The sequence below is a fragment of the Streptomyces griseomycini genome (assembly GCF_014203535.1).
In the GTDB taxonomy this organism is placed as follows: Bacteria; Actinomycetota; Actinomycetes; order Streptomycetales; family Streptomycetaceae; genus Streptomyces; species Streptomyces griseomycini.
Genome location: NZ_JACHJI010000023.1, coordinates 15,155 through 36,635, shown reverse-complemented (window position 1 = coordinate 36,635; position 21,481 = coordinate 15,155). Strand labels below are relative to the sequence as shown.

General features: G+C 72.9%; 16 protein-coding genes. 10 read left to right on the top strand and 6 right to left on the bottom strand.

Translation table 11 applies throughout. The features are described from left to right. Nucleotides 1-2 precede the first annotated feature (2 nt). Nucleotides 3-893: a hypothetical protein gene (locus tag FHS37_RS35600; RefSeq protein WP_184828977.1), complete on the top strand. Its 891-nt coding sequence runs from the start codon at nt 3-5 to the stop codon at nt 891-893. Nucleotides 894-917: 24 nt separating this feature from the next. Further along, entirely contained in the window at nt 918-2,921 is a 2,004-nt protein-coding gene (locus FHS37_RS35595) for a glycosyl hydrolase family 95 catalytic domain-containing protein (protein WP_184828975.1), read from the top strand. 61 nt (nt 2,922-2,982) lie between these two features. Here FHS37_RS35595 and FHS37_RS35590 read toward each other — a convergent pair whose 3' ends face one another. Together FHS37_RS35590 and FHS37_RS35585 are read right to left on the bottom strand one after the other, a co-directional pair. Further along, the gene (locus FHS37_RS35590) at nt 2,983-5,496 is read right to left on the bottom strand and encodes an ABC transporter permease (protein ID WP_184828972.1); all 2,514 of its coding nucleotides are present in this window, start codon (nt 5,494-5,496) and stop codon (nt 2,983-2,985) included. Next, nucleotides 5,496-6,239 (bottom strand): ABC transporter ATP-binding protein, encoded by a 744-nt coding sequence (locus tag FHS37_RS35585; RefSeq protein ID WP_184828970.1) that lies wholly within the window; start codon nt 6,237-6,239, stop codon nt 5,496-5,498. Before FHS37_RS35585 ends, FHS37_RS35590 begins: the two co-directional genes overlap by 1 nt. A gap of 153 nt (nt 6,240-6,392) precedes the next feature. On the opposite strand from FHS37_RS35585, the gene FHS37_RS40930 reads away from it, so the two are divergent. The 5 genes from FHS37_RS40930 to FHS37_RS35560 all read left to right on the top strand — a co-directional run bounded on the left by FHS37_RS40930 (nt 6,393) and on the right by FHS37_RS35560 (nt 12,279). Beyond that, complete coding sequence (locus tag FHS37_RS40930; RefSeq protein WP_221500716.1) at nt 6,393-7,628, top strand: sensor histidine kinase; 1,236 nt, start codon at nt 6,393-6,395, stop codon at nt 7,626-7,628. Next, on the top strand, nt 7,625-8,272 hold the full coding sequence (locus tag FHS37_RS35575; protein ID WP_184828968.1) for a response regulator: 648 nt from the start codon (nt 7,625-7,627) through the stop codon (nt 8,270-8,272). The genes FHS37_RS40930 and FHS37_RS35575 overlap by 4 nt, the downstream gene beginning before the upstream one ends. A 439-nt stretch (nt 8,273-8,711) precedes the next feature. Further along, nucleotides 8,712-9,785, top strand: a complete 1,074-nt coding sequence (gene hppD / locus FHS37_RS35570; protein WP_184828966.1) for a 4-hydroxyphenylpyruvate dioxygenase — start codon at nt 8,712-8,714, stop codon at nt 9,783-9,785. Beyond that, nucleotides 9,782-10,939: an alpha-hydroxy acid oxidase gene (locus FHS37_RS35565; RefSeq protein WP_184828965.1), complete on the top strand. Its 1,158-nt coding sequence runs from the start codon at nt 9,782-9,784 to the stop codon at nt 10,937-10,939. The genes hppD and FHS37_RS35565 overlap by 4 nt, the downstream gene beginning before the upstream one ends. Continuing rightward, nucleotides 10,936-12,279, top strand: coding sequence for an aminotransferase-like domain-containing protein (locus tag FHS37_RS35560; RefSeq protein WP_184828963.1), 1,344 nt, complete (start codon nt 10,936-10,938; stop codon nt 12,277-12,279). The genes FHS37_RS35565 and FHS37_RS35560 overlap by 4 nt, the downstream gene beginning before the upstream one ends. Before the next feature lie 369 nt (nt 12,280-12,648). On the opposite strand, the gene FHS37_RS35555 is transcribed toward FHS37_RS35560, so the two are convergent. Together FHS37_RS35555 and FHS37_RS35550 are read right to left on the bottom strand one after the other, a co-directional pair. After that, complete coding sequence (locus FHS37_RS35555) at nt 12,649-14,538, bottom strand: AfsR/SARP family transcriptional regulator (RefSeq protein WP_184828961.1); 1,890 nt, start codon at nt 14,536-14,538, stop codon at nt 12,649-12,651. A gap of 669 nt (nt 14,539-15,207) precedes the next feature. After that, the gene (locus FHS37_RS35550) at nt 15,208-17,610 is read right to left on the bottom strand and encodes an HAD-IC family P-type ATPase (RefSeq protein ID WP_184828960.1); all 2,403 of its coding nucleotides are present in this window, start codon (nt 17,608-17,610) and stop codon (nt 15,208-15,210) included. Nucleotides 17,611-17,835: 225 nt separating this feature from the next. Between FHS37_RS35550 and FHS37_RS35545 the strand changes: the two genes are divergently transcribed. Beyond that, nucleotides 17,836-18,108 (top strand): hypothetical protein, encoded by a 273-nt coding sequence (locus FHS37_RS35545; protein ID WP_184828958.1) that lies wholly within the window; start codon nt 17,836-17,838, stop codon nt 18,106-18,108. Nucleotides 18,109-18,141: 33 nt separating this feature from the next. Here FHS37_RS35545 and FHS37_RS35540 read toward each other — a convergent pair whose 3' ends face one another. Further along, nucleotides 18,142-19,161, bottom strand: coding sequence for a MupA/Atu3671 family FMN-dependent luciferase-like monooxygenase (locus FHS37_RS35540; protein WP_184828956.1), 1,020 nt, complete (start codon nt 19,159-19,161; stop codon nt 18,142-18,144). 18 nt (nt 19,162-19,179) lie between these two features. After that, the gene (locus tag FHS37_RS35535) at nt 19,180-19,467 is read right to left on the bottom strand and encodes an acyl carrier protein (protein ID WP_184828954.1); all 288 of its coding nucleotides are present in this window, start codon (nt 19,465-19,467) and stop codon (nt 19,180-19,182) included. A 265-nt stretch (nt 19,468-19,732) separates the two neighbouring features. On the opposite strand from FHS37_RS35535, the gene FHS37_RS35530 reads away from it, so the two are divergent. After that, nucleotides 19,733-20,074, top strand: a complete 342-nt coding sequence (locus tag FHS37_RS35530; RefSeq protein WP_184828952.1) for a hypothetical protein — start codon at nt 19,733-19,735, stop codon at nt 20,072-20,074. Beyond that, complete coding sequence (gene trpC / locus FHS37_RS35525; RefSeq protein WP_184828950.1) at nt 20,071-20,847, top strand: indole-3-glycerol phosphate synthase TrpC; 777 nt, start codon at nt 20,071-20,073, stop codon at nt 20,845-20,847. The genes FHS37_RS35530 and trpC overlap by 4 nt, the downstream gene beginning before the upstream one ends. The last annotated feature ends 634 nt before the right edge of the window (nt 20,848-21,481 follow it).

Sequence of the window (21,481 nt, the reverse complement as noted above, 5' to 3'; positions counted from 1 at the left end):
CCGTGACCGCAACACTCGTCCTGGACCCGCCCGGCGCCGGCCACCCCACGGCCCTGGCCTGCCTGGACCGCGTCGCAGCCGCCCTGGGCACCAGCCCCGAGGTACACGCACTGCACGCCGTCCCACCGCCGGCCGACCCGCGCCACGACGGCGAGGCGCTGCTGCTGGTCGCCGTGCGCGGCGACCGGCTCGGAGACTTCTGCAGCGTCCTCGACACGCTGGTGCAGAGCGAGGTCGGCGCGGTCCTGCCCGGCTGGCGCGACCGGTCCGTCCCCGACGCGCTGGAGTCGGTCCACCTCGTCCCCCAGGACGACCACCTCGTCCGCCTGCGGGTGCGCGCCGTACCGGCGGGCACCCCCGCCGCCGAGCCGCCCGCCGGCTCCCGGACCCTCCTGGACCGCGCCGCCGAGGGCGGAGCACCGGCCGACACCCCCGAGGACGACCTGCTCCCCGCCCTCCTGGCGGCCGAGCACCGCCGCGACCGGGACCCCGCCGAACTTCTCACCGAGACGCTCGTGCGCCTGCACACCGTCCATGCCGACGCCCGCGCGGGCCGCAGCCTGGAGGCGTACGGCGGTTTCACCCTGCTGTGCACCGCGCTCCGCGAACTGCTGCGCGCCTCGCTCATCGCCGGAGCCGGACCGGTGCCGCACGCCGAGCCCTACGCCGCCGGCTGGGCCGGCTTCGACGCGACGCTCGCGCTCACCCCCATCGGCCGCCGCTGCCGCGGGGAGCTGCACGCCCTGGTGGCCGCGGGACCGCCCGCCGACACCCCGGCACTGGCCCACGCCGTCGAACTGGTCCTGCGCACCGCCGGCCACGCCGCACCGGCCGTCGTGGCCGGGCTCGCCGGCCCCGTCGACTCCTACCGCCGCTACCTCCACCTCGACTGACCTCGACCCACCGGGAGCCCCGACGTGAACGCGGGATTCGCCAGACGGACCTTCCTTCGCACGTCGGCGGGCGGGCTGGCCGCCGCCTCCGCGGGCTCCTGGACCGCGGGGGCGCCGGTCGCCTGGGCGGCCGGACAGGGGGCCGCGACCGACGACCCGTACGAACAGGCGGTGCGGGACGCCCGTATGGAATGGGCCGCTCTTCCGCAGGACCCGCGGCTCGCCCCGCACCTCGGCAACGGACGGCTCGTCGTACGGGCCGTCGCCGCGCCCGGCGGGAGCGGGGTGCGGCTGCTCGTCGGCGGGCCGGGCACCCGGACGGCCGAGGCGCCCGCCGGCGTGCTGGACCTGCGGCCGCTGGGCACACCGACCGTCCTGGAGTGCGCCCTGGACCTGTGGGACGCCGAACTCACCGGGCGCATCACCACCACCCGCGGCACCGTCGTCTTCTCGGCCCTGGTGGACCGGCACAGCCCCACGCTGCTGCTGCGCGCCGGTACCGAGGGCGGCGAACGCCTCTCCTGCACCGCCCCGGCCCCCGACGGCTCCGCGCCGGTGCTGCGCTCGGTGAGCCGCACGCACGGTGACCGGCAGCTGCTCGCCGCCTCACCGGCGGACGCCACGGGCACCGGCGAGGACACCCTCCGCGAGCTCCTCGCGGCCGGCGCCGATTCCACCGTGACCCGGCACCGGGCCTGGTGGCACGCCTTCCACCGGCGCAGCTACGTGTCGCTGCCCGAGCGGACCCTGCAGCGGTTCCACCGGGCCCAGATGTACACCCTGGCCGCCGTGACCGATCCCGGGCCCGGACGGCTCGCCGACGCGCCCGCGTTGCTCGGACCCTCGCGCCACCTCGACGTCGGACCGGTCGCCGCGGCGCTCGAGCAGGGCCCGCCGCCCGCCCACGAGCACCTGGCCGGCGCGCTGCCCGGGGTCGGGTCCAAGGCGGGGCGCACCGACGACCCGGTGCGCGCCTCCGGAGCGCTGGCCCTGTGGGAGGCCCACCGCTACACGGCCGACCCGCGCATCCTGCGCGACCTGCTGCGTCCCGCCCTCGCCGGAGTGGTCGGCTACTACTCGGGCTTCCTCATGGAGGGCGTCGACGGACGCCTGCACCTGCCCGTCACGCACTCGCCCGGCCAGGCCGACGTCAGCGACTGCACCCACGACCTGTCGCTCCTGCGCTGGGCGGTCACGACCCTCGTCACGGCCACGCGCGGGCTCCGTGAGAAGGACCCCCGTCTGGCCCGCTGGGAAGACCTCGCCGCCAGACTGGCGCCGTGTCACACCGACACCTCCGGCGTCATGATCGGGGCGGGGCTCCGGGTCGCGCGCTCCTGCGCGGAGCCCTCGCACCTCATCTGGCTGCTGCCCCTGCGGCAGGCCCCCCACCCGGACGCCGACCCCGCTCTCGCCCACCGCAGCCTCCACCACTGGGCCGGCATGCGGGACGCCTGGCACGCCGGTTCGTACGCCACGGCCGCGGCCATGGCGGCGGCCCTGCGCGACGCGCCCCTCGCCCTGGAACTGCTGCGCCACCTCACCACAGCGAGCGGCGACGAGGCGGACGTCCTGGCGCCCAACTCCCTCTACCGGCACGCCGTCTCACCGCGCGCCGCCGCCCCCTTCCCGGCGGGACAGGCGCTTGTGGAACTCCTCGTCGGTGCCGGCGGCGACGCCGTGGACGTGTTCCCCGCGGTGCCCGACGACTGGCCGGACGTCCTCGTCGCCGGGCTGCTCGCCCCCGGCGGGCACGTGGTGGACGCCGAGCGCCACGCGGGCCGTACCCGCTGGGTGCGGGTGGGCGCGGCCGACGGCCGTCCGCTCACCCTGCGGCACGGTGTCGACGGCGACGCGGAGGTGTGGACCAGCCGCCCCGGGGACACCGCACCCCACCGCAGGGCCGCCGCACGCCCGGCCGGCCCCGGCACCGCGCTGGTGCACCCGGCCCCGGGGACGACACTGACCGTCCTGCGCCGCGGCGACGATCCGGACCTGACGGTGCGGCAGGCCGGCGCGAGCCGCTGACTCTCCCCACCACCACGGAGGCGGGGCAGGCGGACACCCACCTGCCCCGCCCCGGTTCGCGTCACTTGCCGGCGATCGCCTCCAGCATGTTCGTACCGGCAGCCCGCCGGGCGGGCCACATCGCCGCCAGCACCGCGGCCCCCGAGATGCCCACCAGCGCCAGCCCGATCACGGTGTACGGCATCGTGAAGTCCCACAGCAGCTGCCCGAACATCGCGTGCTGCATCACGGCGCCCACCGGCACGCCCACCACCACGCCGAGCAGCGCCCCGAACATCGAGATGACGATGCTCTCCGCCCGGATGGTCCGCCGCACCAGCAGCCGCTTGGCGCCCACCGCGCGCATCACGCCGATCTCCCGGGTCCGCTCCATCACCGACAGCACCAGCGTGTTGACGACGCCGAACACCGCGATGACGATCGCGACCCCGAACATGGCGTACATCAGCGTGAACGCGAACCGCTGCTGGTCGACGCCCTGTTCGACCAGGCCCTCACGGTCGGTGACGGTCACATCGGGCCGGTCCCGGAACGCCGCCTCGATACCGGCCCGCGCCCTGTCCGGGTCGGCTCCCGTGGCGTACAGCAGGGTGATCTGCCGGCGCAGCGCCTCCGGGGCCTTCGCCGCGTCCAGGTAGATGCTCGCCTGGAGTTCCGTCGCGTCGTAGATGCCCACCACGCGCTGGGTCACGGACGTCCTGGCGTCCAGCTTCAGCGTGAGCTCGTCGTCCATGCCCAGTCCCAGCATGTCGGCCTGGTTCCGCGAGATGACCACCCCGCGGGTCAGATCCGGCGAGCCGGCCGTGATCTTGGGGGTGAGCACGGTGCGCAGCGCCTCGGGCTCGATCGCCGAGATGCGCCGCACGGTCTTGCCGCCGTCGTACGTCAGATCGGCGAGCACGTCGCGGCTCGCGGCGACCCGGTCGACGCCCGGCACCGCGCGCACCCGCTCCATCTCGGCGGGCGTCAGCGTCGACTCGCCGCCCGCCGCCGACTGGAGCACGGTCGTCGTCAGCGGCACGTTGGCGCGGGTCGTGGAGGCGATCAGGTCGGCGAAGGAGGCGCTCAGCGTCGCGAACGCGCACACCAGGCCCAGCCCCACGGTGATGGCGGTCGCCGTGCCCGCCGTGCGCCGAGGATCGCTCGCCGCGTTGCGCAGGCCCAGCCGCACGGACGGACCGCCCCGCAGGCCGACCAGCCGGGTCAGCGGCGTCAGCAGCCGCTCCGCGAGGAACGGCGCCAGCAGGATCGCGCCGACCACCCCGAGGACCGCGCCCACCAGGGCGACGATGCGCAGCAGGTTGGAGGAGCTGGGGTCGGCCGTCGCGATCACCATGGCGGCGGACACGGCGAGCAGTGCCACACCGAGCAGGTTCCGCCGTCGCCTGGTCTCCCGCGGCATCACCGCGTCGGTGCGCAGCGCGGCCACCGGCGGGACGGCGGCGGCACGCCGGGCCGACGTGTAGGCGGCCAGCACCGTCACGACCACCGCGACGCCGTAGCCGAGCAGGATCGCCGTGGGCCGTACGGTGAACTCCACGTCGTCGTCGGGTCGCATCACGCCGATCAGCAGCGGGCCCAGGCCGACGCCGGCGAGCGTGCCGATGGTGCCGCCGGCCACGCCCAGCACCGCGGCCTCCGCGACGATCCCGGTCCTGACCTGGCGCCTGCGGGCGCCGACGGCCCGCAGCAGCGCGTACTGCCGGGTGCGCTGGCTGACCAGCATCGTGAAGGTGTTGGCGATGACGAACATCCCGACCAGCAGGGCGACCGCCGCGAACGGCAGCATCGTCAGCCGCAGGTCCTGCGCCTCGTCCTCCGACTGGGCGGCCGCCGCGTCGGCGAGGGCCCGGCCGGTCTCCACCGGGTACGTGCCGGGCACGGCGTCCCGTGCGGTCCGGGCGAGCGCGTCCGCCGCCACACCGGACTCGGCGGTCAGCTCGACACGGTGGTAGCGGGTGCCGAGGAGCCGGGCGGCGGTGGTGTCGTCGTACGCGACGACGGGGACGGCGTCCGACGCCTCGTCGGAGTCGGCCTCCGCCTGCGGGCCGAGCCGGTGGTAGGTGAACAGGCCCGCCACCTCGGCCCGTTCGGAGCGCCCGCCGGCGAGCAGCACCCGCACGGTGTCGCCCACGCCGAACCCGGCCTTCTCGGCGTCCGTACTGTTGAGGGCGACCTCGCCGGGGCCCGCCGGCTTGCGGCCGGCGTCCAGGGCGAACCGCTCGTCGTTGCTCCAGTTGGTGCCCGCCCGGTCCAGGACCGTGCCGGTCTTCACGAGCTTGCCGTCCGGGCCGACGAGCCCCGCCCGGCCGACGACGACACCCTCGGCGGCCGCCGCACCCGGCAGCGCCGCCAGCCGGTCCCGCTCCGCGACGCCCAGCACCGGCTCCTTGCCGGGACTCTGCACGGCGACGCTGACGTCGTCCCGCGTCTCACGCAGCGTCAGGGTGGCCGCGATGGAGTCGCTCACCACCCAGCTGCCGACCGTCGCCGTGACACCCAGGGCGATCGCCACCAGGGTCATCAGCACCCGGCCCTTGTGCGCGAGCAGATCGCGCAGCATGGTCTTGAACATCAGGACACAGCCTTCTCGAAGGACTTCATGCGCTCCAGGACACTGTCCGCGGTGGGCGCGAACACCTCGTCGACGAGGGCGCCGTCCTTCAGGAACAGCACCCGGTCGGCGAACGCCGCGGCGCTGGGCTCGTGGGTCACCATCACCACCGTCCGGCCGAGGTCGTCGACGCTGCGCCGCAGGAACCGCAGCAGCTCCGCCGACGCCGCGGAGTCGAGCGCGCCGGTCGGCTCGTCCGCGAAGACGACGTCCGGCTCCGTCACCAGCGCGCGGGCCACGGCGACCCGCTGCTGCTGGCCGCCGGAGAGCTGGCTGGGCCGGTGGTGGAGCCGGTCCCGTAGGTTCACGGTGGTGACGATCCGGTCCAGCACCCCCTGGTCCGGCTTGCGCCCGGCCAGGTCGAACGGCAGCAGGATGTTCTCCAGGGCGGTCAGCGTCGGCAGCAGGTTGAACGCCTGGAACACGAACCCGATCCGGTCCCGGCGCAGATCGGTCAGGGCGTCGTCGCTCAACCCGGTCAGCTCGGTGTCGCCGATCCAGACCTTGCCCTCGTCAGCCTTGTCGAGGCCGGCCACGCAGTGCATCAACGTGGACTTGCCGGAACCGGAGGGGCCCATGATGGCGGTGAACTCCTGGCGGGGGAAGCGCACATCGACGCCCGCGAGGGCGGTCACCCTGGCTTCGCCGGTCCCGTAGTGCTTGCCCAGCCCCGAAGCCCGGACAGCGTCTGTGGTCTCAGTCATGGAGCCGAGTCTGGAGCGGCGGCCGCCGTCTCCACGTCGCCGGAAAGTCCACGATCGCGTCCCACTTAGGTCGCGGCCGTACCCGACCTTCGTGGGGGGAAGGGCAGACTCCGGTAGGACGGAAACGCCCCGACGAGCAACTACGCTCGGCATGTGACCCGACGTACCCATACGACCACCGGAGCGGGACGGGCGGCGCGCCTGCGGCGACGGCTCGGCCGCAGGGGACCGGTACTCCTGGCCGTCCTCCTCGCCGCCGGCGCGTTCGTCCCGATCGACGGCACCTTCGTGTCCCGTGTGCAGACCGAGCTCGGCCTGACACCACTGGACGGCCTCGCCCTCGCGCTGGCCGTCGCCGTGGCCGTCGCGTCGGCCGCCTCGGCGCTGGTCCTGCCCCGGCTGCGCTGGCCCGTGGCGGTGACCGGCTGCGCGGCGTGGGTGCTCACCTCGACCTGGGCCGCGCTGTGCGTCGCCTCCTACGTCGTGGCGTTCTCCGTGCGCCGCCCGCTGCGCCAGCTCACCTACGTGGTGGCGGCGAGTGCCCTGACGGTGCTGCCGACGACCACGGGACTGGCCATCGGGGCGGCCGGGGTCGTGTGGCAGGACATGCTGTCGTCGCTCGGCGGCGTCGCCCTGTTCGTGTGGCTGCCGTTCGCCCTCGGCCTGTGGAACAAGGCCCGCCGGGACGTCGTCGAGGGCCTGCACGAGCGGGCGGAGCAGCTGGAGCGCGAGCAGACGGCCCGCGCCGAGCAGGCCCGTTCGCAGGAACGCGCACGCATCGCCCGGGACATGCACGACGTGGTCGCCCACCGGGTGTCCCTGATGGTGCTGCACGCCGGTGCCCTGGAGATCAACGCCAAGGACGAGTCGACGGCCGTCGCCGCGGAGCTGATCCGCACCATCGGACGCGAGGCCCTCGGCCAGCTCAGGGACGTCATCGGCGTCCTCAAGGCCGACGGCGAGGGCGTCGCGCTGGGCCCCCAGCCGACGCTCGTCGACCTGGAGCGGCTCCTCAACCAGTCGCGTGCCGCGGGCATGACCGTCAGCCGCCGCGACGAGGGCACCCCCCAGCGGCTGCCCACGCTGCTGGAACACGCCGCCTACCGGGTCGTGCAGGAGGCCCTGACCAATGTGCACAAGCACGCCGGTGCCGCCCGCACGGAGGTCCTGGTCCGCTACGACGACGGCGGTCTGGAGATCGCGGTCTGCAACGACGCCCCCAGCCGTCCCGTCGAGGCGCTGCCCGGCAGCGGTATGGGCCTGGTCGGGCTGCGGGAGCGGGTCGAACTGCTCGACGGCGAGTTCACAGCGGGCCCCCGCTCGGGCGGAGGGTTCCGCGTCCGCGCCCGCCTGCCCTTCTCCCCGCACACCATGGAGGAAGACGAGTGATCCGGGTCCTGGTCGTCGACGACGAAGCACTGGTACGGGCGGGACTGCGCATGATCCTCGAACCGGCCGACGACATCGAGGTGGTGGGCGAGGCCAGTGACGGCGGCGAAGCCGTGACCGCCGTCGCCCGGCACCGCCCGGACGTCGTTCTCATGGACGTCCGCATGCCCGGCATGGACGGCCTCACCGCGCTGAAGGAGCTGCGCCGCGCGCCGAACCCGCCGCGCGTCATCATGCTGACCACCTTCGACCTCGACGACTACGTGCACACGGCGCTGCGCAGCGGCGCCGCCGGCTTCCTCCTGAAGGACACCTCACCGCGCGACCTGGCCGCCGCCGTCCGCACGGTCGCCGAGGGCAGCGCGATGCTGACGCCGCGCATCACCAAGCGGCTCATCGACACCTTCGCCGGGCTGGAGTCGGCCGACGCGGCCCGCGCCCGGGAACGCCTGTCGGTGCTGACGGACCGAGAGGACGACGTGGTGCGAGCCGTCGCCCGCGGCCTGTCGAACGCCGAGATCGGCCGCGAACTCTCCATGAGCGAGGGCACGGTGAAAGCACACGTCAGCCGCGCCCTCGCCAAGCTCGGCCTGTCCAACCGGGTTCAGGTGGCGCTGCTCGTGAGGGACGCCGGCCTGACCTGACGAGCGGGGGCGGCCGCGCCGCCCGCGGGCCGCGGCCGGGAGGGGCGAGGGCTTGCGGCGCCGCGGGCCTGCTCCCGTCCCGGCAGACGGCTGCCGGACCGGTCTTCGCCGACGTGGGCGGACGGAGCGGCTGGGGGCCAGGCCAACGACGTACCGGTCCGCTCCGGCCGGAGCACCGGCGAGATCCCGCGGGCCGGCGTCTGCGCCGCATCAGCGCCGTGATCGGCGTGCTGATCCCGTCCCGGACGGCGGAACCGCCGTACCGGTCACACCCGGTCGAACCGCAGGCGGCGAGCTCGATATCCAGCCGATAGCGAGGACATACGAGCGATTCGTAACGTGTGGGCACGCGCATTTCCCTTCCCTGACCGAGGATTCGGGGACCGCCGTCCTGGAGGGTGCTCCCGCGTTTCTCCCTCTTCTTCATTGGAGAGCCGCCATGCCGCCGAGTGCCATTGCGTACGCCGAGCTGTACGTCACGGACGACCGGGAGGCCTCCGGCTTCCTCATCGACAGCCTCGGCTTCGTGCCCCTGGCCGTGGCGGGCCCCGCCACCGGTGACCACGACCACAGGTCCACCGTGCTGCGCAGCGGAGAGGTCACCCTCGTGGTCACCCAGGCGCTGCGGCCGAGAACCGCCGTCGCCCGGCACGTCGAGGAGCACGGCGACTCCATCGCCGACCTCGCGTTCAGCTGTGACGACGTCCAGTCCTGCTTCGACCGGGCCCTCCTCGCCGGCGCCGCCGGACTGCAGCGTCCGACCCCTTCGCTCCTGCGCGGCCAGGACACCTGGTTCGCCTCGGTCTCCGGGTTCGGGGATGTCCGGCACACCCTGATCGCCGCGTCCGACGACCGGACGGTGCGGCTGCCGCCCGATCGGGACTGGGCCCTCCTGCCGGCCGCCACGGACCCCGCGGCACCCCGGCCGGTCCTCGACCACGTCGCGGTCTGCCTCGCAGCCGGCACCCTGCGCCGCACCGCCGAGTTCTACGAGGCCGCCTTCGACATGCCCTTCTACTCCTCCGAGTACATCGAGGTGGGCGACCACGCGATGGACTCCGTCGTCGTGCGCAGCGCCGGGAGCGGCATCACCCTCACCCTCATCGAGCCCGACGACACGCGGGTGCCGGGCCAGATCAACCAGTTCCTGCACGCCCACAACGGTCCCGGAGTGCAGCACCTGGCCTTCCTCGTGGACGACATCGTCGGTTCGGTCCGCGCGCTCGGCGACCGCGGCGTGGCCTTCCTGCGCACCCCCGGCGCGTACTACGACCTGCTCACCGAGCGCGTCAGCGACATGGCGGACGCCATCGCCGACCTGCGCGAGACCAACGTCCTCGCGGACCGCGACGAGTGGGGCTACCTGCTGCAGATCTTCACCCGCTCGCCCTACCCGCGCGGCACCCTCTTCTTCGAGTACATCCAGCGCAACGGTGCGCGCGGTTTCGGCAGTTCGAACATCAAGGCGCTGTACGAGGCCGTCGAGAGGGAGCGGGAAGTGGCCGGTCGATGACGTCCGCCACCGGGCGGGAGCCGCTCACGCCCGACGACTTCGCCGAGCACGCGCGGCGCGAACTGCCGGCCGACGTATGGGACTTCATCGCCGGTGGCGCGGGCCGGGAGCGGACGCTGGCCGCCAATGAGGCCGTCTTCGAAACCGTGCGGCTGCGTCCCAGGGCGCTGACCGGCATCGAGGAACCGGACACCTCCGTCGAGGTGTTCGGCGCCCGCTGGGCGGCGCCCCTCGGGATCGCACCCGTCGCCTACCACTCGCTCGCCCACCCGGACGGCGAGACGGGGACGGCCGCCGCCGCGGGCCGGCTCGGACTCCCGCTCGTCGTCAGCACCTTCGCGGGCCGGACCCTCGAAGAGGTGGCCGGCGCGGCGGACGCCCCGCTGTGGCTCCAGCTGTACTGCTTCCGCGACGCCGGGACCACGTTCGGCCTCGCCCGTCGTGCGCGCGACAGCGGTTACCAGGCCCTGGTGCTCACCGTCGACACCCCCTTCACCGGCCGTCGCCTGCGCGACCTGCGCAACGGCTTCACGCTCCCCGCCCATGTGACCCCGGCCAACCTGACCGGGCCGGCCGCCGCGGGGAGCGCCACCCCCGGCGCCCACAGCAGACTGGCCTTCGACCGTTCCCTCGACTGGTCCGTCGTGGCACGGCTGCGGGATCTGAGCGGGCTGCCCGTCCTCGCCAAAGGCGTCCTCACCGCCCGGGACGCCGGGGCGGCGGTGGCCGCGGGCGTCGCGGGAATCATCGTCTCCAACCACGGCGGCCGCCAACTCGACGGCGTGCAGGCCAGTTTGGAGGCGCTGCCCGAGGTGGTGTCCGCCGTGCGCGGCCGCTGCCCCGTCTTCCTCGACGGCGGCATCCGCTCCGGTGCCGACGTCCTGGTCGCGCTGGCCCTCGGCGCCCGCGCCGTGTTCGTCGGCCGGCCCGCACTGTACGCCCTGGCCGCCGGCGGCAGCGAGGGCGTGCACCGGATGCTCACCCTGCTGATCGCCGAGCTCGCCGACACCATGGTGCTCACCGGCCACGCGTCGCCCGGCACGATCGACGCGGACACCGTCATCCTGCCGGGGCACAGCCGCCCGCACACCGGGAACACGGCGCCGCACGCCGTGCCGCACCCCATGCCGTGCACAGACAGGAGTCCCGGATGACGACCACGTCGGGGAGCACGGACCGGACAGGCGTCCTGCCGCGGACCGCTCTGCACGCCAGCCTGTCCGCGCCGCTGCTCGACACGATGACCTTCCTCAACGAGGTCACCCTGCGCCATCCGCAGGCGATCTCCTTCGCCCCGGGACGGCCGTTCGAAGGCGACTTCGACGTCGCGCGCGTACCCGGTCTCATCGAGACCTACCTCGACCACCTGCGCGAACGGGGCCACTCCGAGGAACACGTCCGCACGGCGCTCTACCAGTACGGCGAGACCGCGGGACAGATCAGGGACCTCGTCGCCCGCATGCTCGCCGTGGACGAGGACATGACGGTGGACCCCGCGTCCGTGGTCGTGACGGTCGGCTGCCAGGAAGCCGTCCTGCTCACGCTCCGCGCGCTGTTCACGGGCCCCGACGACGTGCTCCTCGTCGACAGTCCCTCGTACGTCGGCGTCACCGGCGCCGCCAGCCTGCTCGGGATCCCCGTCGTCGCGGTGCCCGGCACTCCGCGCGGGCCGAGTCCGGAAGGGATCGAACGCGCCGTACGGGAGATCGAGGCGAGCGGCCGGCGCGCCAGGTGCCTGTACGTGGTGCCCGACTGCTCCAACCCCACCGGGGTCAGCATGCGCCGCGAGGCCCGTACGGCCCTGCTCGACGCCGCGGACCGGCTCGGACTGCTGCTCCTGGAGGACAACCCCTACGGTGTGTTCAGCACGGTGCGGCGGCCGACGCTCAAGTCCCTCGACACCCGTCGGCGCGTCATCTACCTCGGCTCCTTCGCGAAGACCGCCTTCCCGGGCGCACGCGTCGGGTTCGTCGTCGCCGACCAGCTGGTCGAGGGCGCGGACGGCCGGGCGCCGGGGCTGCTCGCCGACGAACTGGCCAAGGTCAAGAGCATGGTCACCGTCAACACCTCCAGCCTGAGCCAGGCAGCGGTCGCCGGGCTGCTCCTGCAGAACGGCGGCGGGCTGCGGGCGGCGAACGAGTCCTTGGCACGCCACTACCAGGCCACCATGAGGTGCCTGCGGGAGTCGCTCGCCGCCCAGCTGCCAGTGGGAGCACCGGAGTCGGCAGGGGTGCGGTGGAACGACCCCGACGGCGGGTTCTTCCTGACGCTCGACGTCCCGTTCGCCGCGGACGGGGCCGCGTTGGACGACTCGGCGGAGAACTACGGTGTCATCTGGACGCCGATGCGCCACTTCCACCTGGACGACGCGGGGGACCGGCAGATCCGGCTCTCCTGCAGCTACCTCACCACCGACCAGGCCACCGAAGGGGCGGCACGGCTGGCCCGCTTCATCAAGGACCGGGCGCGGGCCGTGGCGTACGCCCCTTGGTGAGGGCGGCTTCCGACGGGCTGCCCCGCTTGCGAGCGGCGACCGGACGGAGCGGTGGTCGCCGCGGCCCGTGTGGCTGATCCGCCGTTCGTACGGCAGCGATCGACCACCTCCACCGCGGGCACCGCTGGTTCTCGGCGGACGGTCGCTTCGGCGGGTACGACGGGGAGGCCCGTCCGGAGCGCGTGGAGGAGAACCGGACCGGCGCGCGGCCCGGGAGTCCCGTCGGGGCGCCGAGCGTCGACAGCCGATCCGGCGGCGTACGCCTGGACCGCGCTCACGGAACGGTGCGGCCCGTACGGTCTGGCGGGGGCGTACGGGCCGTCGTCGACCGCGCCGTCCGGGTCGGTGCGCGGTGCCCGCGCGTTCGGCTCAGCAGACGCAGTCGGCCAAGCCCCGGGCGGCACGCAGGGAGTGGAACGCGTGCAGTCGTACCAACTCCTGCCACCGGTAGCGCATCTCGCCCGAGGGACTGCGGTTCACCACTTCCAGGAGCTGCGCGTCCACCAGGGTCTCGATGAGGTCCTCGGCGTCCAGCAGATCGGTGCCGAGCACCTCCGCCGCCTCCGCCGCCTCGAAGTCGGCGTCGTCGAGCCGGCTGAACTCCCGGTAGGCGTCGGCCGCGCAGGGGTCCAGCCCCTCCACGCTGCGGTCGAGCCGGGCCCGCAGCGAGTCCTCACCGATGCTGAGCTCCGCCAGCCGGTCGGCAGAGCGTTCCAGGCGGCGTACCAGGTCGGACACACGCCAGTGCTGCTTGGTGAGCAGCCTGGCCGCCGCGGCGCGCAGCGCCAGCGGCGTGTGGCCGCAGAGCGCGCTGAGCTGCCGGGTGGCCCGGGGGGACTCGTCGGCCCTGGAGTCCCGCAGCACGCTGGTCAGCACCTCCCGCGACTCCTCGTCGGACAGTGGGCCGACGCGCAGGCGAAGGGCGCAGTACTTCTGCAGGAGTTCATCCAGGTTGACCTGTCCGGTGATGAGTACGCGGCACTCACCGCTCCCGGGCAGCAGATGACGCAGCCCGGCGTACGAGGACGCGTGGTCGAGGACCACCAGGACGCGCTTGCCCTCCAGCGTCGCCCGATAGCGCTCGGCGGCCTCCGACACGTCCGTGGGCAGCGGCCCCTCAGCTCCCAGTCGGCGGAGGAACTGGTGGAGCACGTCCAGGGTCCCACCCTGCCGGAGGTCCGCGAACAGCTGCCCGTCGGGAAATCGGTGCGCCGACCGGTGCGCCCAGTTGACGGCGAGGCTCGTCTTCCCGATTCCAGGGCTTCCCGTGATGTACGCGATGGGGGACGGATTCTGCGGAGAACTGTTGAGCAGCGCGTCATCCATAAGCCACTGCTCACGACTACGCCCGGTGAAGTACGCGTCGCTTTCCGGGAGCTGGCACGGCACGGGCTGGGGCCTGTCCTTCTGCGGCGCGGCAATGCCGGGAACAGCGAGCTGGGGGAATTCGTCCCGCAGGATCAAGTCGTGGAGCGCCTGCAGCTCGGCGCCCAGTTCGAGGCCGATCTCCTCGATGGAGTGCCGCATTCCGTCGCGGAATGTCGTGAGCGCCTCCGCGCGTCGGCCCGAACGGTACTGGGCGAGCATCAGGTAGTAGCGCAGCCGGTCGCGCAGCGGGCAGGCGCCGACCAGCGCCTGGAGTTCACCGAGCACGGCCTGGTGCTCGCCGAGCTGGAGGCGCAGCGCCATCTGCTGCTCCACGGCCAGCATCCGCTGTTCGTCGAGGCGGGCCGCCTCGGTCTCGGCGAAGGGTGCGTACACGCCACCGAGAGCCGGGCCGCGCCACAGTGCCAGCGCCTCCCGCAGGGCTGCCGCCGCCTCCGCCGGGCGGTCCCCGGCCGTCCACTCCGTGGCCCTGGCGACCAGTTGCTCGAAGCGCAGGGAGTCGAGCGAGTGGCCGGCGAGGTTGAGCATGTAGCCGGGTGTGGCCGTGATGATCGTGTCCTCGCCCCAGCCCGCGCTGCGGAAGATCTTGCGCAGCGCGGCGATGCAGATCGCCACCTGGGTGCGGGCCGTTCTCGGCGGGCGGCCGTTCCAGACCTTTTCTATCAGTGAATCGCAGGACACAACCTGGTTCGCGGAGAGCAGTAATGCGGAGAGAACCGCCCGCTGCCGAGGCCCGCCGACCGCGAGTCCTTGGCCGTTCGTCTGTACTTCGAGCGGCCCGAGTATTCGGAATTCGAGGCCGGATTCGATTTCTTCTTTCGTCTTCGGCTTGCCGACTCCTTGGAATATAGGAGCTGTCGGGTGAACGTTCATGACTTCTTGAACCCCCGCATCAAGTTCCAGTATCTGTGCAACGAAGATCCTTGGATATGCTGAGCATGCCGACTCGATGCACGGGGCCGGCCTGCGTCGCAGCCGTGCTGGGCACGGGGGACGCGGTGGGCGTCAGCAGTTTCCGGTCTTCACGAGGTCTTCACCTTTGTGTCTCCTGAACAGAATGGAATGTCCGATTCCGCATCTGTGTGCGTGTTAGCGGGCGTGGCGAGTGCGGACCGCCTGATACATAAGATTTATTGACCGTGGCTGACTCCCTTCTGCCTCCGCTAAATCATACGGATCTTCGTTGATCTCACCACTCAACTTTCGGCAGGCATCGCACCCTACTTTCGATAGTTCGCCGGTTTCTATTGATGCGACGCCCCGGCCGGGAACCGTCCCCGCTCTTCGGTGCGGTACCGCGCCGCCTCGCCGTCGAGACGCGATCGTCCCTGGTGACGACGGAGGTCGCCCCCTGACCGCGGGGGCCGGCGGGACGGTGGCGCCGCGGCGGTCCGGGGCGACGGGGAGGGAGGGGGCACGTCGGTGGATTGGCTGGATCGCGGCGCGCCCGGGAAGCGGACAGACGGAAGGGACGCCCGGCGTGGGCCGGGCGTCCCTTCCTTTCGCGAGGGCGGTCCGGGGGATGTCACCGCCGCCGCTGGTTCAGTCGTCGGCCAGCCGCCGACGCATGCGGGCCCACACGAGCTCCAGTACCAGCCCGGCGACCGCGGCGCAGGCGACCGCCGTCCACGGCGCCGCGACACCGACCAGTTTCAGCTGGAAGAACTCCTGGAGGTACGGCACCACCAGCACGACGGCGAACGACACCGCCATCGTCAGGACCAGCAGGATCCGCCACCAGGTGTAGGGGCGGGCGATGATGGCCAGCGCCCACAGGGCCGTGAGGAACAGCGCGAGGGTCGCCGCTGAGGTCTCGGCGTCCAGGTTGTCGTCGTACACGGAGCGGGCGAACAGATAGGCGACCGAGGTGGCCGCCGCCGCGAGCGCGCCGGCGGGAACCGCGAACCGCAGGACGCGGCCCACGAAGTTCGACCTGGCACGCTCCGAGTTGGGAGCCAGCGCGAGGAAGAACGCGGGGACGCCGATGGTGAGGGAGCCGACCAGCGTGATGTGGCGCGGCAGGAAGGGGTACGGCACCTGGGCGATCACGATGACGATGGCCATCAGCACCGAGTACACGGTCTTGGTGAGGAACAGGTTGGCCACGCGCTCGATGTTGCCGATGACCCGGCGGCCCTCCGCGACCACCGACGGCAGCGAGGCGAAGTTGTTGTTGAGCAGCACGATCTGAGCCACTGCCCGGGTCGCCGGGCTGCCCGAGCCCATCCCCACACCGATGTCGGCGTCCTTCAGCGCGAGGACGTCGTTGACGCCGTCGCCGGTCATCGCCACGGTGTGGCCCCGGGACTGCAGGGCGCCCACCATGTCCCGCTTCTGCTGGGGTCCGACCCGCCCGAAGACGGCGTTGCGCTCGACGGCGTCGGCCAGTTCCTCCGGGTGCTCCGGGAGGAAGCGGGCGTCCACCGGGCTGTCCGCGCCGGGCAGGGACAGGCTCGACGCGACGGCGCCGACGGACACCGCGTTGTCGCCCGAGATCACCTTGGCCGAGACGCCCTGGTCGGCGAAGTACCGCAGGGTGGCGGGCGCCTCCTGCCGGATGCGCTGTTTGATGACGACGAGCGCGGCTGGCGTGATCGCGTCGGGCACGGTCGCCGGGTCGTCCAGGAGCCCGTCCAGCGGCCGTGAGCAGCGTGCCAGGAGCAGGACGCGCAGGCCCCGCACGCCGTACGAGTCCGCGGCGGTGAGCACGGAGTGCCCGGCGGGCAGCATGGTGTCGGGCGCGCCGAGCAGCCAGGTCGACTCCGCACCGGACGGCTGGGTGAACGCGGCGCCGCTCCACCGCCGGGCCGAGGAGAACGGGGCGGTCGCGGTGCGCTGCCAGCCCTCGGGAGCGGGGTAGGCCTCGATGATCGCCTGCAGGCTGGAGTTGGGGCGTTCGTCGGCGGCGCCGAGGGCGCCGAGCACCTCCGCGACGGGCACGTCCGGCAGCAGCGGAAGGACCTCGTCGACGTCCATCGCGGCCTCGGTGAGCGTTCCTGTCTTGTCCAGGCACACCGTGTCCACCCGGGCCAGGCCCTCGATGGCGGGAAGCTCCTGGACCAGGCACTGCTTCTTGCCGAGCCGGACCACGCCGACCGCGAAGGCCAGCGAGGTCAGCAGGACGAGGCCCTCGGGGACCATGGGCACGAGACCGCCCACCATGCGGCGGATCGCCTCGGGCAGATCGTCGTCGTTCACCATGAACTGCGTGATGATCAGCGAGATGCCCGCCGGGACGATCGCGTAGGTGACGAACTTCAGGATCCGGTCGATGCCGTTGCGCAGCTCGGAGTTGACGAGGCTGAAGCGCCGTGCCTCCTCGGCGAGTTGGGAGGCGTAGGCCTCCCGTCCCACTCGGGTGGCGGTGAAGGCGCCGGACCCGGCCACCACGAAGCTGCCGGACATCACCGCGTCGCCGGGACGCTTGACGACCGGGTCCGCCTCGCCCGTGAGCAACGACTCGTCGACTTCCAGGTTCTCGGCCGTGGTGACCGTGCCGTCCACCACGATCTTGTCGCCCTGGCCCAGGTCGATGACGTCGTCCATGACGATCTCGGAAGCGCTGAGCGTGACGCACTGCCCGTCGCGCCAGACGCGCGGACGGCTCTCGCCGACGATCGCGAGCTGGTCGAGGGTCCGCTTGGCGCGCACCTCCTGGACGATGCCGATCAGCGTGTTGGCGAGGATGACACCGCCGAACAACCCATCCTGCACCGGCCCGACGATCATGATGATGACGAACAGCACGCCGATGATCGCGTTGATGCGGGTGAAAAGGTTGCTCCGGACGATCTCGCCGATGCTGCGGCTCGAGCGAATCGGCACGTCGTTGACGCGACCGGCGGCGACGCGCTCGGCGACCTGAGCCGACGTCAGCCCGGCGTGTCCGTCGACGAGCGTCCCGGATGGCGGGGCGGCGCCGGGCTCGTCCAACTGCTTCTTCATCCCTGACGTCCTCCGGATTCGGCTCCGCGCTCTGCACTTTTGTCGGATGGTTCTCTCCGCCCACCGACAGTAGGAGCCCGCATCCCGTCGTCACCAGGGACGAAAGACGTCTCTTCGCCCTTACTTTCGACGGGGGCGGACCGGCCTGGCGGGCTTGTCGGGCGGGGACGGACCGGTGCGCAAGGTGTGCGAGGAACTGGGCACCGGCGACTTCGGCATTCTGACGTGCGACGCCGTCCGGACCCCATGGCCGCGTCGGTGTGGACGGCGGGCGTGCCGGCGCCCGGGACCCGGATCGGCAGCCACCTGCTCGACATGTACGGTCCGGTCAAGGTCTACGACTGCCGGACCGCGAACGGGGCGTCGGGGGAAGGGTCCCTCCGGGCGAGCGGGCCGTGCCACGAGGAAGCCGCCGGCAAGTGGCGCATCACCGTCCCGCGGCGCGAGGCCGTCGGCGTCCGGCGCATCGTCTCCGCCACCGTGCCGGGCGGCCGTTGACCCGGCGGCAACGGCGGGCCCGGCAGGTCCCGTTCAGCTGACGAAGGCGTGCCGCACCCGGCCCAGTCGGTGCAGGGCGTCCAGGGTGGCCGGGGCCGGCGCGCCGAAGTCGATGAGCGAGGCCACCTCGTCGACACCGGCCTCCCGCAGCCGTGCCACGAAGCGGACGCACTTCACGACCGAGCCGAGCAGTGCCGAGGTACGGAAATAGCGCTCAAAGGCGTGATCGAGGAGCCGGGGGCCGCTGTGGACCCCCAGCTCCGGCCAGCGGTCCCGCCAAAGGTCCACGGACGACGCCAGGTACTCCAGGAACGGGGCGCGCACCACTTCGCGCACCGCGTCGTCGGATTCACCGACGAAGGTGTGCACCATCAGCGTCACACGGCCGGCGTCCGGGTCGTGGCCGGCCCGCTCGCGCGCGGCGCGGTACGCGCGGATCCGCGGCACCAGGTCCTCCACGCGCTGGAAGAGCAGAGCGGTCAGCACGTTGAGTCCCAGCGCGCCGGCCTGCTCGAATCCCGCGGGGTGCGACGAGCAGGTCAGCCACAGGTCCAAGTCCGGCTGGACGGGCCGCGGATAGGTCGTGACCCGCGCCTGCCGTCCCTTGCCGTCAGTGCGCTCGACGGTCCTGCCCGCCCACAGGTCCCGCACCTCGGCCAGGCTGTCCAGCGTGTGGGCGCGACGGGCGGCGTAGCGCTCTGGGGCCAGCACGAAGTCGTGCGCGTTCCAGCCGGTGGCCAGGGCCAGGTCGACACGTCCGCGGGAGAGGTTGTCGACGAACGCCCAGTCCTCCACGACGGTCAGCGGGTCGTGGAGCGGGGCGACGACACTGCCCGCCCGCAGCCGCACCCGTTCGGTCCGTGCCGCGAGGGCGGCGGCGGCCAGCGCCGGATTGGGGTAGGCGCCCCCGAAGGGGTGGAAGTGCCGCTCGGGCAGCCAAACCGCGGTGAAACCGTTCCGGTCGGCGAAGCGCGCGCTGTCGAAGAGCAGGTCGTACTCGGCGGCAGCGTCGTCCGCTTTCCTGTTCGCGAAGTACAACAGGCTGAAATCCATGACCGATTTCCCGCCTCCTCAGTTCGCGCTGTCCAGGGCGCCGGCCGGCGTATCCGCCAGTTTCCGTGCGATGAGGAGACCGAGTGCGTCGACGCTCGGGTGGTCCCACATTTCGTCGGCGGTGACGACGACGCCGCAGTGGTCCTCGATATCGGCGGCCAGACCCACGGAACCGACGGAGTTCAGACCGTAGTCCGAGAACGGCCGCACCGGGTCGATTTCCTGTGCCGGGAGCCGGACGTGACCGGCGAAGCAGGTGATGAGCCAGGTCCGGACGGTCTCGGGTGAGTGCTGGGCGTGCGCCATGTCCACCGTGTCCCTCGGTTGCTGATGCGTTGGCAGATGGTGGAGACGCGGGCCGCAACTCGGGGCGAGCAATTGCGATGGATCCACCGGAAAGTAGCAGCGCGCATGACGTCGCGTCAAGACATTCCGAGGCCGTGCAAGGAATACTCCCTCGATAGCGAGGCCATAAGGCTGATTGATAAAGTGCGGAGCGGTGGATTCACGGCCGTATTTGATTCTTCTGCCGTTCGCCGGCGGGGGAGCCGTCCAGGACAGGGAAGGCGACATGACCACCCATCCCCTCGAGGAACGCACGGCGGACGACGTCATCCCGCTCCACCGGGAGTTCCCCGCCGATGTGATCAGCGGCGGCATTGCGCGCCACTCGCCCGTCGGCCACGGGCTGCCGCGGTCCCGCCCCGGCGACCTGACCGGCGACCGCGCCGTCGACGAGGCCGGCGTCCTGTTCCAGGTGGCCGCGGCCCTGCGCGTCGCCGCCCTGGCCGGCACCGGGGCCGACGGACTGCGCCCCGCAGGCCCCGCGGTCGACAGCGGCGCCGCCGCCGATCCGCTCCGACGCCGGACCCGCGCCTCCTGGCAGCGGACGAAACTGGAGGTGCCCGCTTGAGCGACATCCTCGCGACCCTCGTCGCAGACGCCGAGCGGCAGACGGAACGGCGGCGCGCGGCCCGCCCCGAGGCGGAGCTGGTCGTGGACGCCGCGGCCGCGCCCCCGCCCCGGGACTTCGCCGCCGCCCTGCGGCAGCGGGGCCTCGGCGTCATCGCCGAGATGAAGCCCCGCAGCCCCTCCAAGGGGCCGCTCACCGACGACTACCGTCCTGCCGAGCTGGCCCGCGCCTACCAAGGCGGCGGCGCCTGCGCCCTGTCGGTCCTCACGCACGAGGACGGCTTCGCAGGCAGCCCCGACCACCTCGTGGTCGCCCGGGACGCAGCAGAGGTCCCCGTCCTGCGCAAGGACTTCATCGTCGACGAGTACCAGATCGTGGAGGCCCGGGCGCTCGGCGCGGATGCCCTGCTGCTCATCGTCGCCGCGCTGACTCCCGAGCGGCTGGCCGAACTCCTCGCGTGCACCCGGAAGCACGGCATGGAGGCGCTGGTCGAGGTGCACGACGAGGACGAGGTGGACACCGCTTTGGCGGCGGGCGCCGCTGTCATCGGCGTCAACCACCGGGACCTGCGGGACTTCTCGATCGACCGGACTCTCTCCGCCCGGCTGCGCGGGCGGGTGGGCAGCCGGCGGGTCATGGTCGGCGAGAGCGGCGTCCGCGGTGCACAGGACGCGCGCGATCTGGAACGGGCGGGGGTGGACGCGGTCCTCGTCGGAGAACTGCTCATGCGGGCCGAGGATCCCGGCGCCACGATCAAGGAACTGATCGGGTGACGGCGAGCGACACGCACACGACGGCACCGGTGGCTCCGTAGCCCCCGGACACCGCGGCCGGCGCGGGTGAGGGAGCCTGGAGCTCCGGATCGCGGCGCGGCCGCCCCGTCGCGCGGCAGCCGGACCGGCCCGCCCCGGAGGAACTGCGGCGCGTGGGGAACACCCTCGCCCCGCGGCCCCCGCCGGTGCTCCCGGACGAGATCCGCGGTCCGCGGCACTCCCTCGCCGGGACCGGCCCGGATGTCCTGCGGGCCCGTGCCCCGCGGCTGCGCCGGCCTCGGCCGGGTCCACGACCGGAACCAGGAGCCTGCCCCGCAGCAGCGCCCCGGGGCGGCGGTAGGAGAAGGCCGCCGACGGCATCACCCGGGCCACGTCCGGAGGCCCGGGTGCGTGCCACGGCACGGCGAGGACCACCCTGTGCATGCCGGGAGCGGTGTCCCGGCCGTCACCACGCTCCTCGCCGACGCCGCCCTCCCGGAGCGGGACGTGCTCGCCGCCGCGAAGCCGGCCGATCCCCCGCACACCACCAGGCGCGGACCGGTCGGCTGCGGCGAACCGCACGACCTCGCCCGCGGACCGTCACGGGCAGTACGCACGGCTCGCGCCGACACGAAGCGGACGGGGTGCGTGAGCC

What these genes read in the sequence shown, in the direction of transcription:
- FHS37_RS35535 (WP_184828954.1), bottom strand. Translation starts at nt 19,467, where the DNA reads ATGGCGCACGCCCAGCACTCACCCGAGACCGTCCGGACCTGGCTCATC.
- FHS37_RS35590 (WP_184828972.1), bottom strand. Translation starts at nt 5,496, where the DNA reads ATGTTCAAGACCATGCTGCGCGATCTGCTCGCGCACAAGGGCCGGGTG.
- FHS37_RS35540 (WP_184828956.1), bottom strand. Translation starts at nt 19,161, where the DNA reads ATGGATTTCAGCCTGTTGTACTTCGCGAACAGGAAAGCGGACGACGCT.
- FHS37_RS35555 (WP_184828961.1), bottom strand. Translation starts at nt 14,538, where the DNA reads ATGAACGTTCACCCGACAGCTCCTATATTCCAAGGAGTCGGCAAGCCG.
- FHS37_RS35560 (WP_184828963.1), top strand. Translation starts at nt 10,936, where the DNA reads ATGACGACCACGTCGGGGAGCACGGACCGGACAGGCGTCCTGCCGCGG.
- FHS37_RS35530 (WP_184828952.1), top strand. Translation starts at nt 19,733, where the DNA reads ATGACCACCCATCCCCTCGAGGAACGCACGGCGGACGACGTCATCCCG.
- FHS37_RS35565 (WP_184828965.1), top strand. Translation starts at nt 9,782, where the DNA reads ATGACGTCCGCCACCGGGCGGGAGCCGCTCACGCCCGACGACTTCGCC.
- hppD (WP_184828966.1), top strand. Translation starts at nt 8,712, where the DNA reads ATGCCGCCGAGTGCCATTGCGTACGCCGAGCTGTACGTCACGGACGAC.
- FHS37_RS35550 (WP_184828960.1), bottom strand. Translation starts at nt 17,610, where the DNA reads ATGAAGAAGCAGTTGGACGAGCCCGGCGCCGCCCCGCCATCCGGGACG.
- FHS37_RS35585 (WP_184828970.1), bottom strand. Translation starts at nt 6,239, where the DNA reads ATGACTGAGACCACAGACGCTGTCCGGGCTTCGGGGCTGGGCAAGCAC.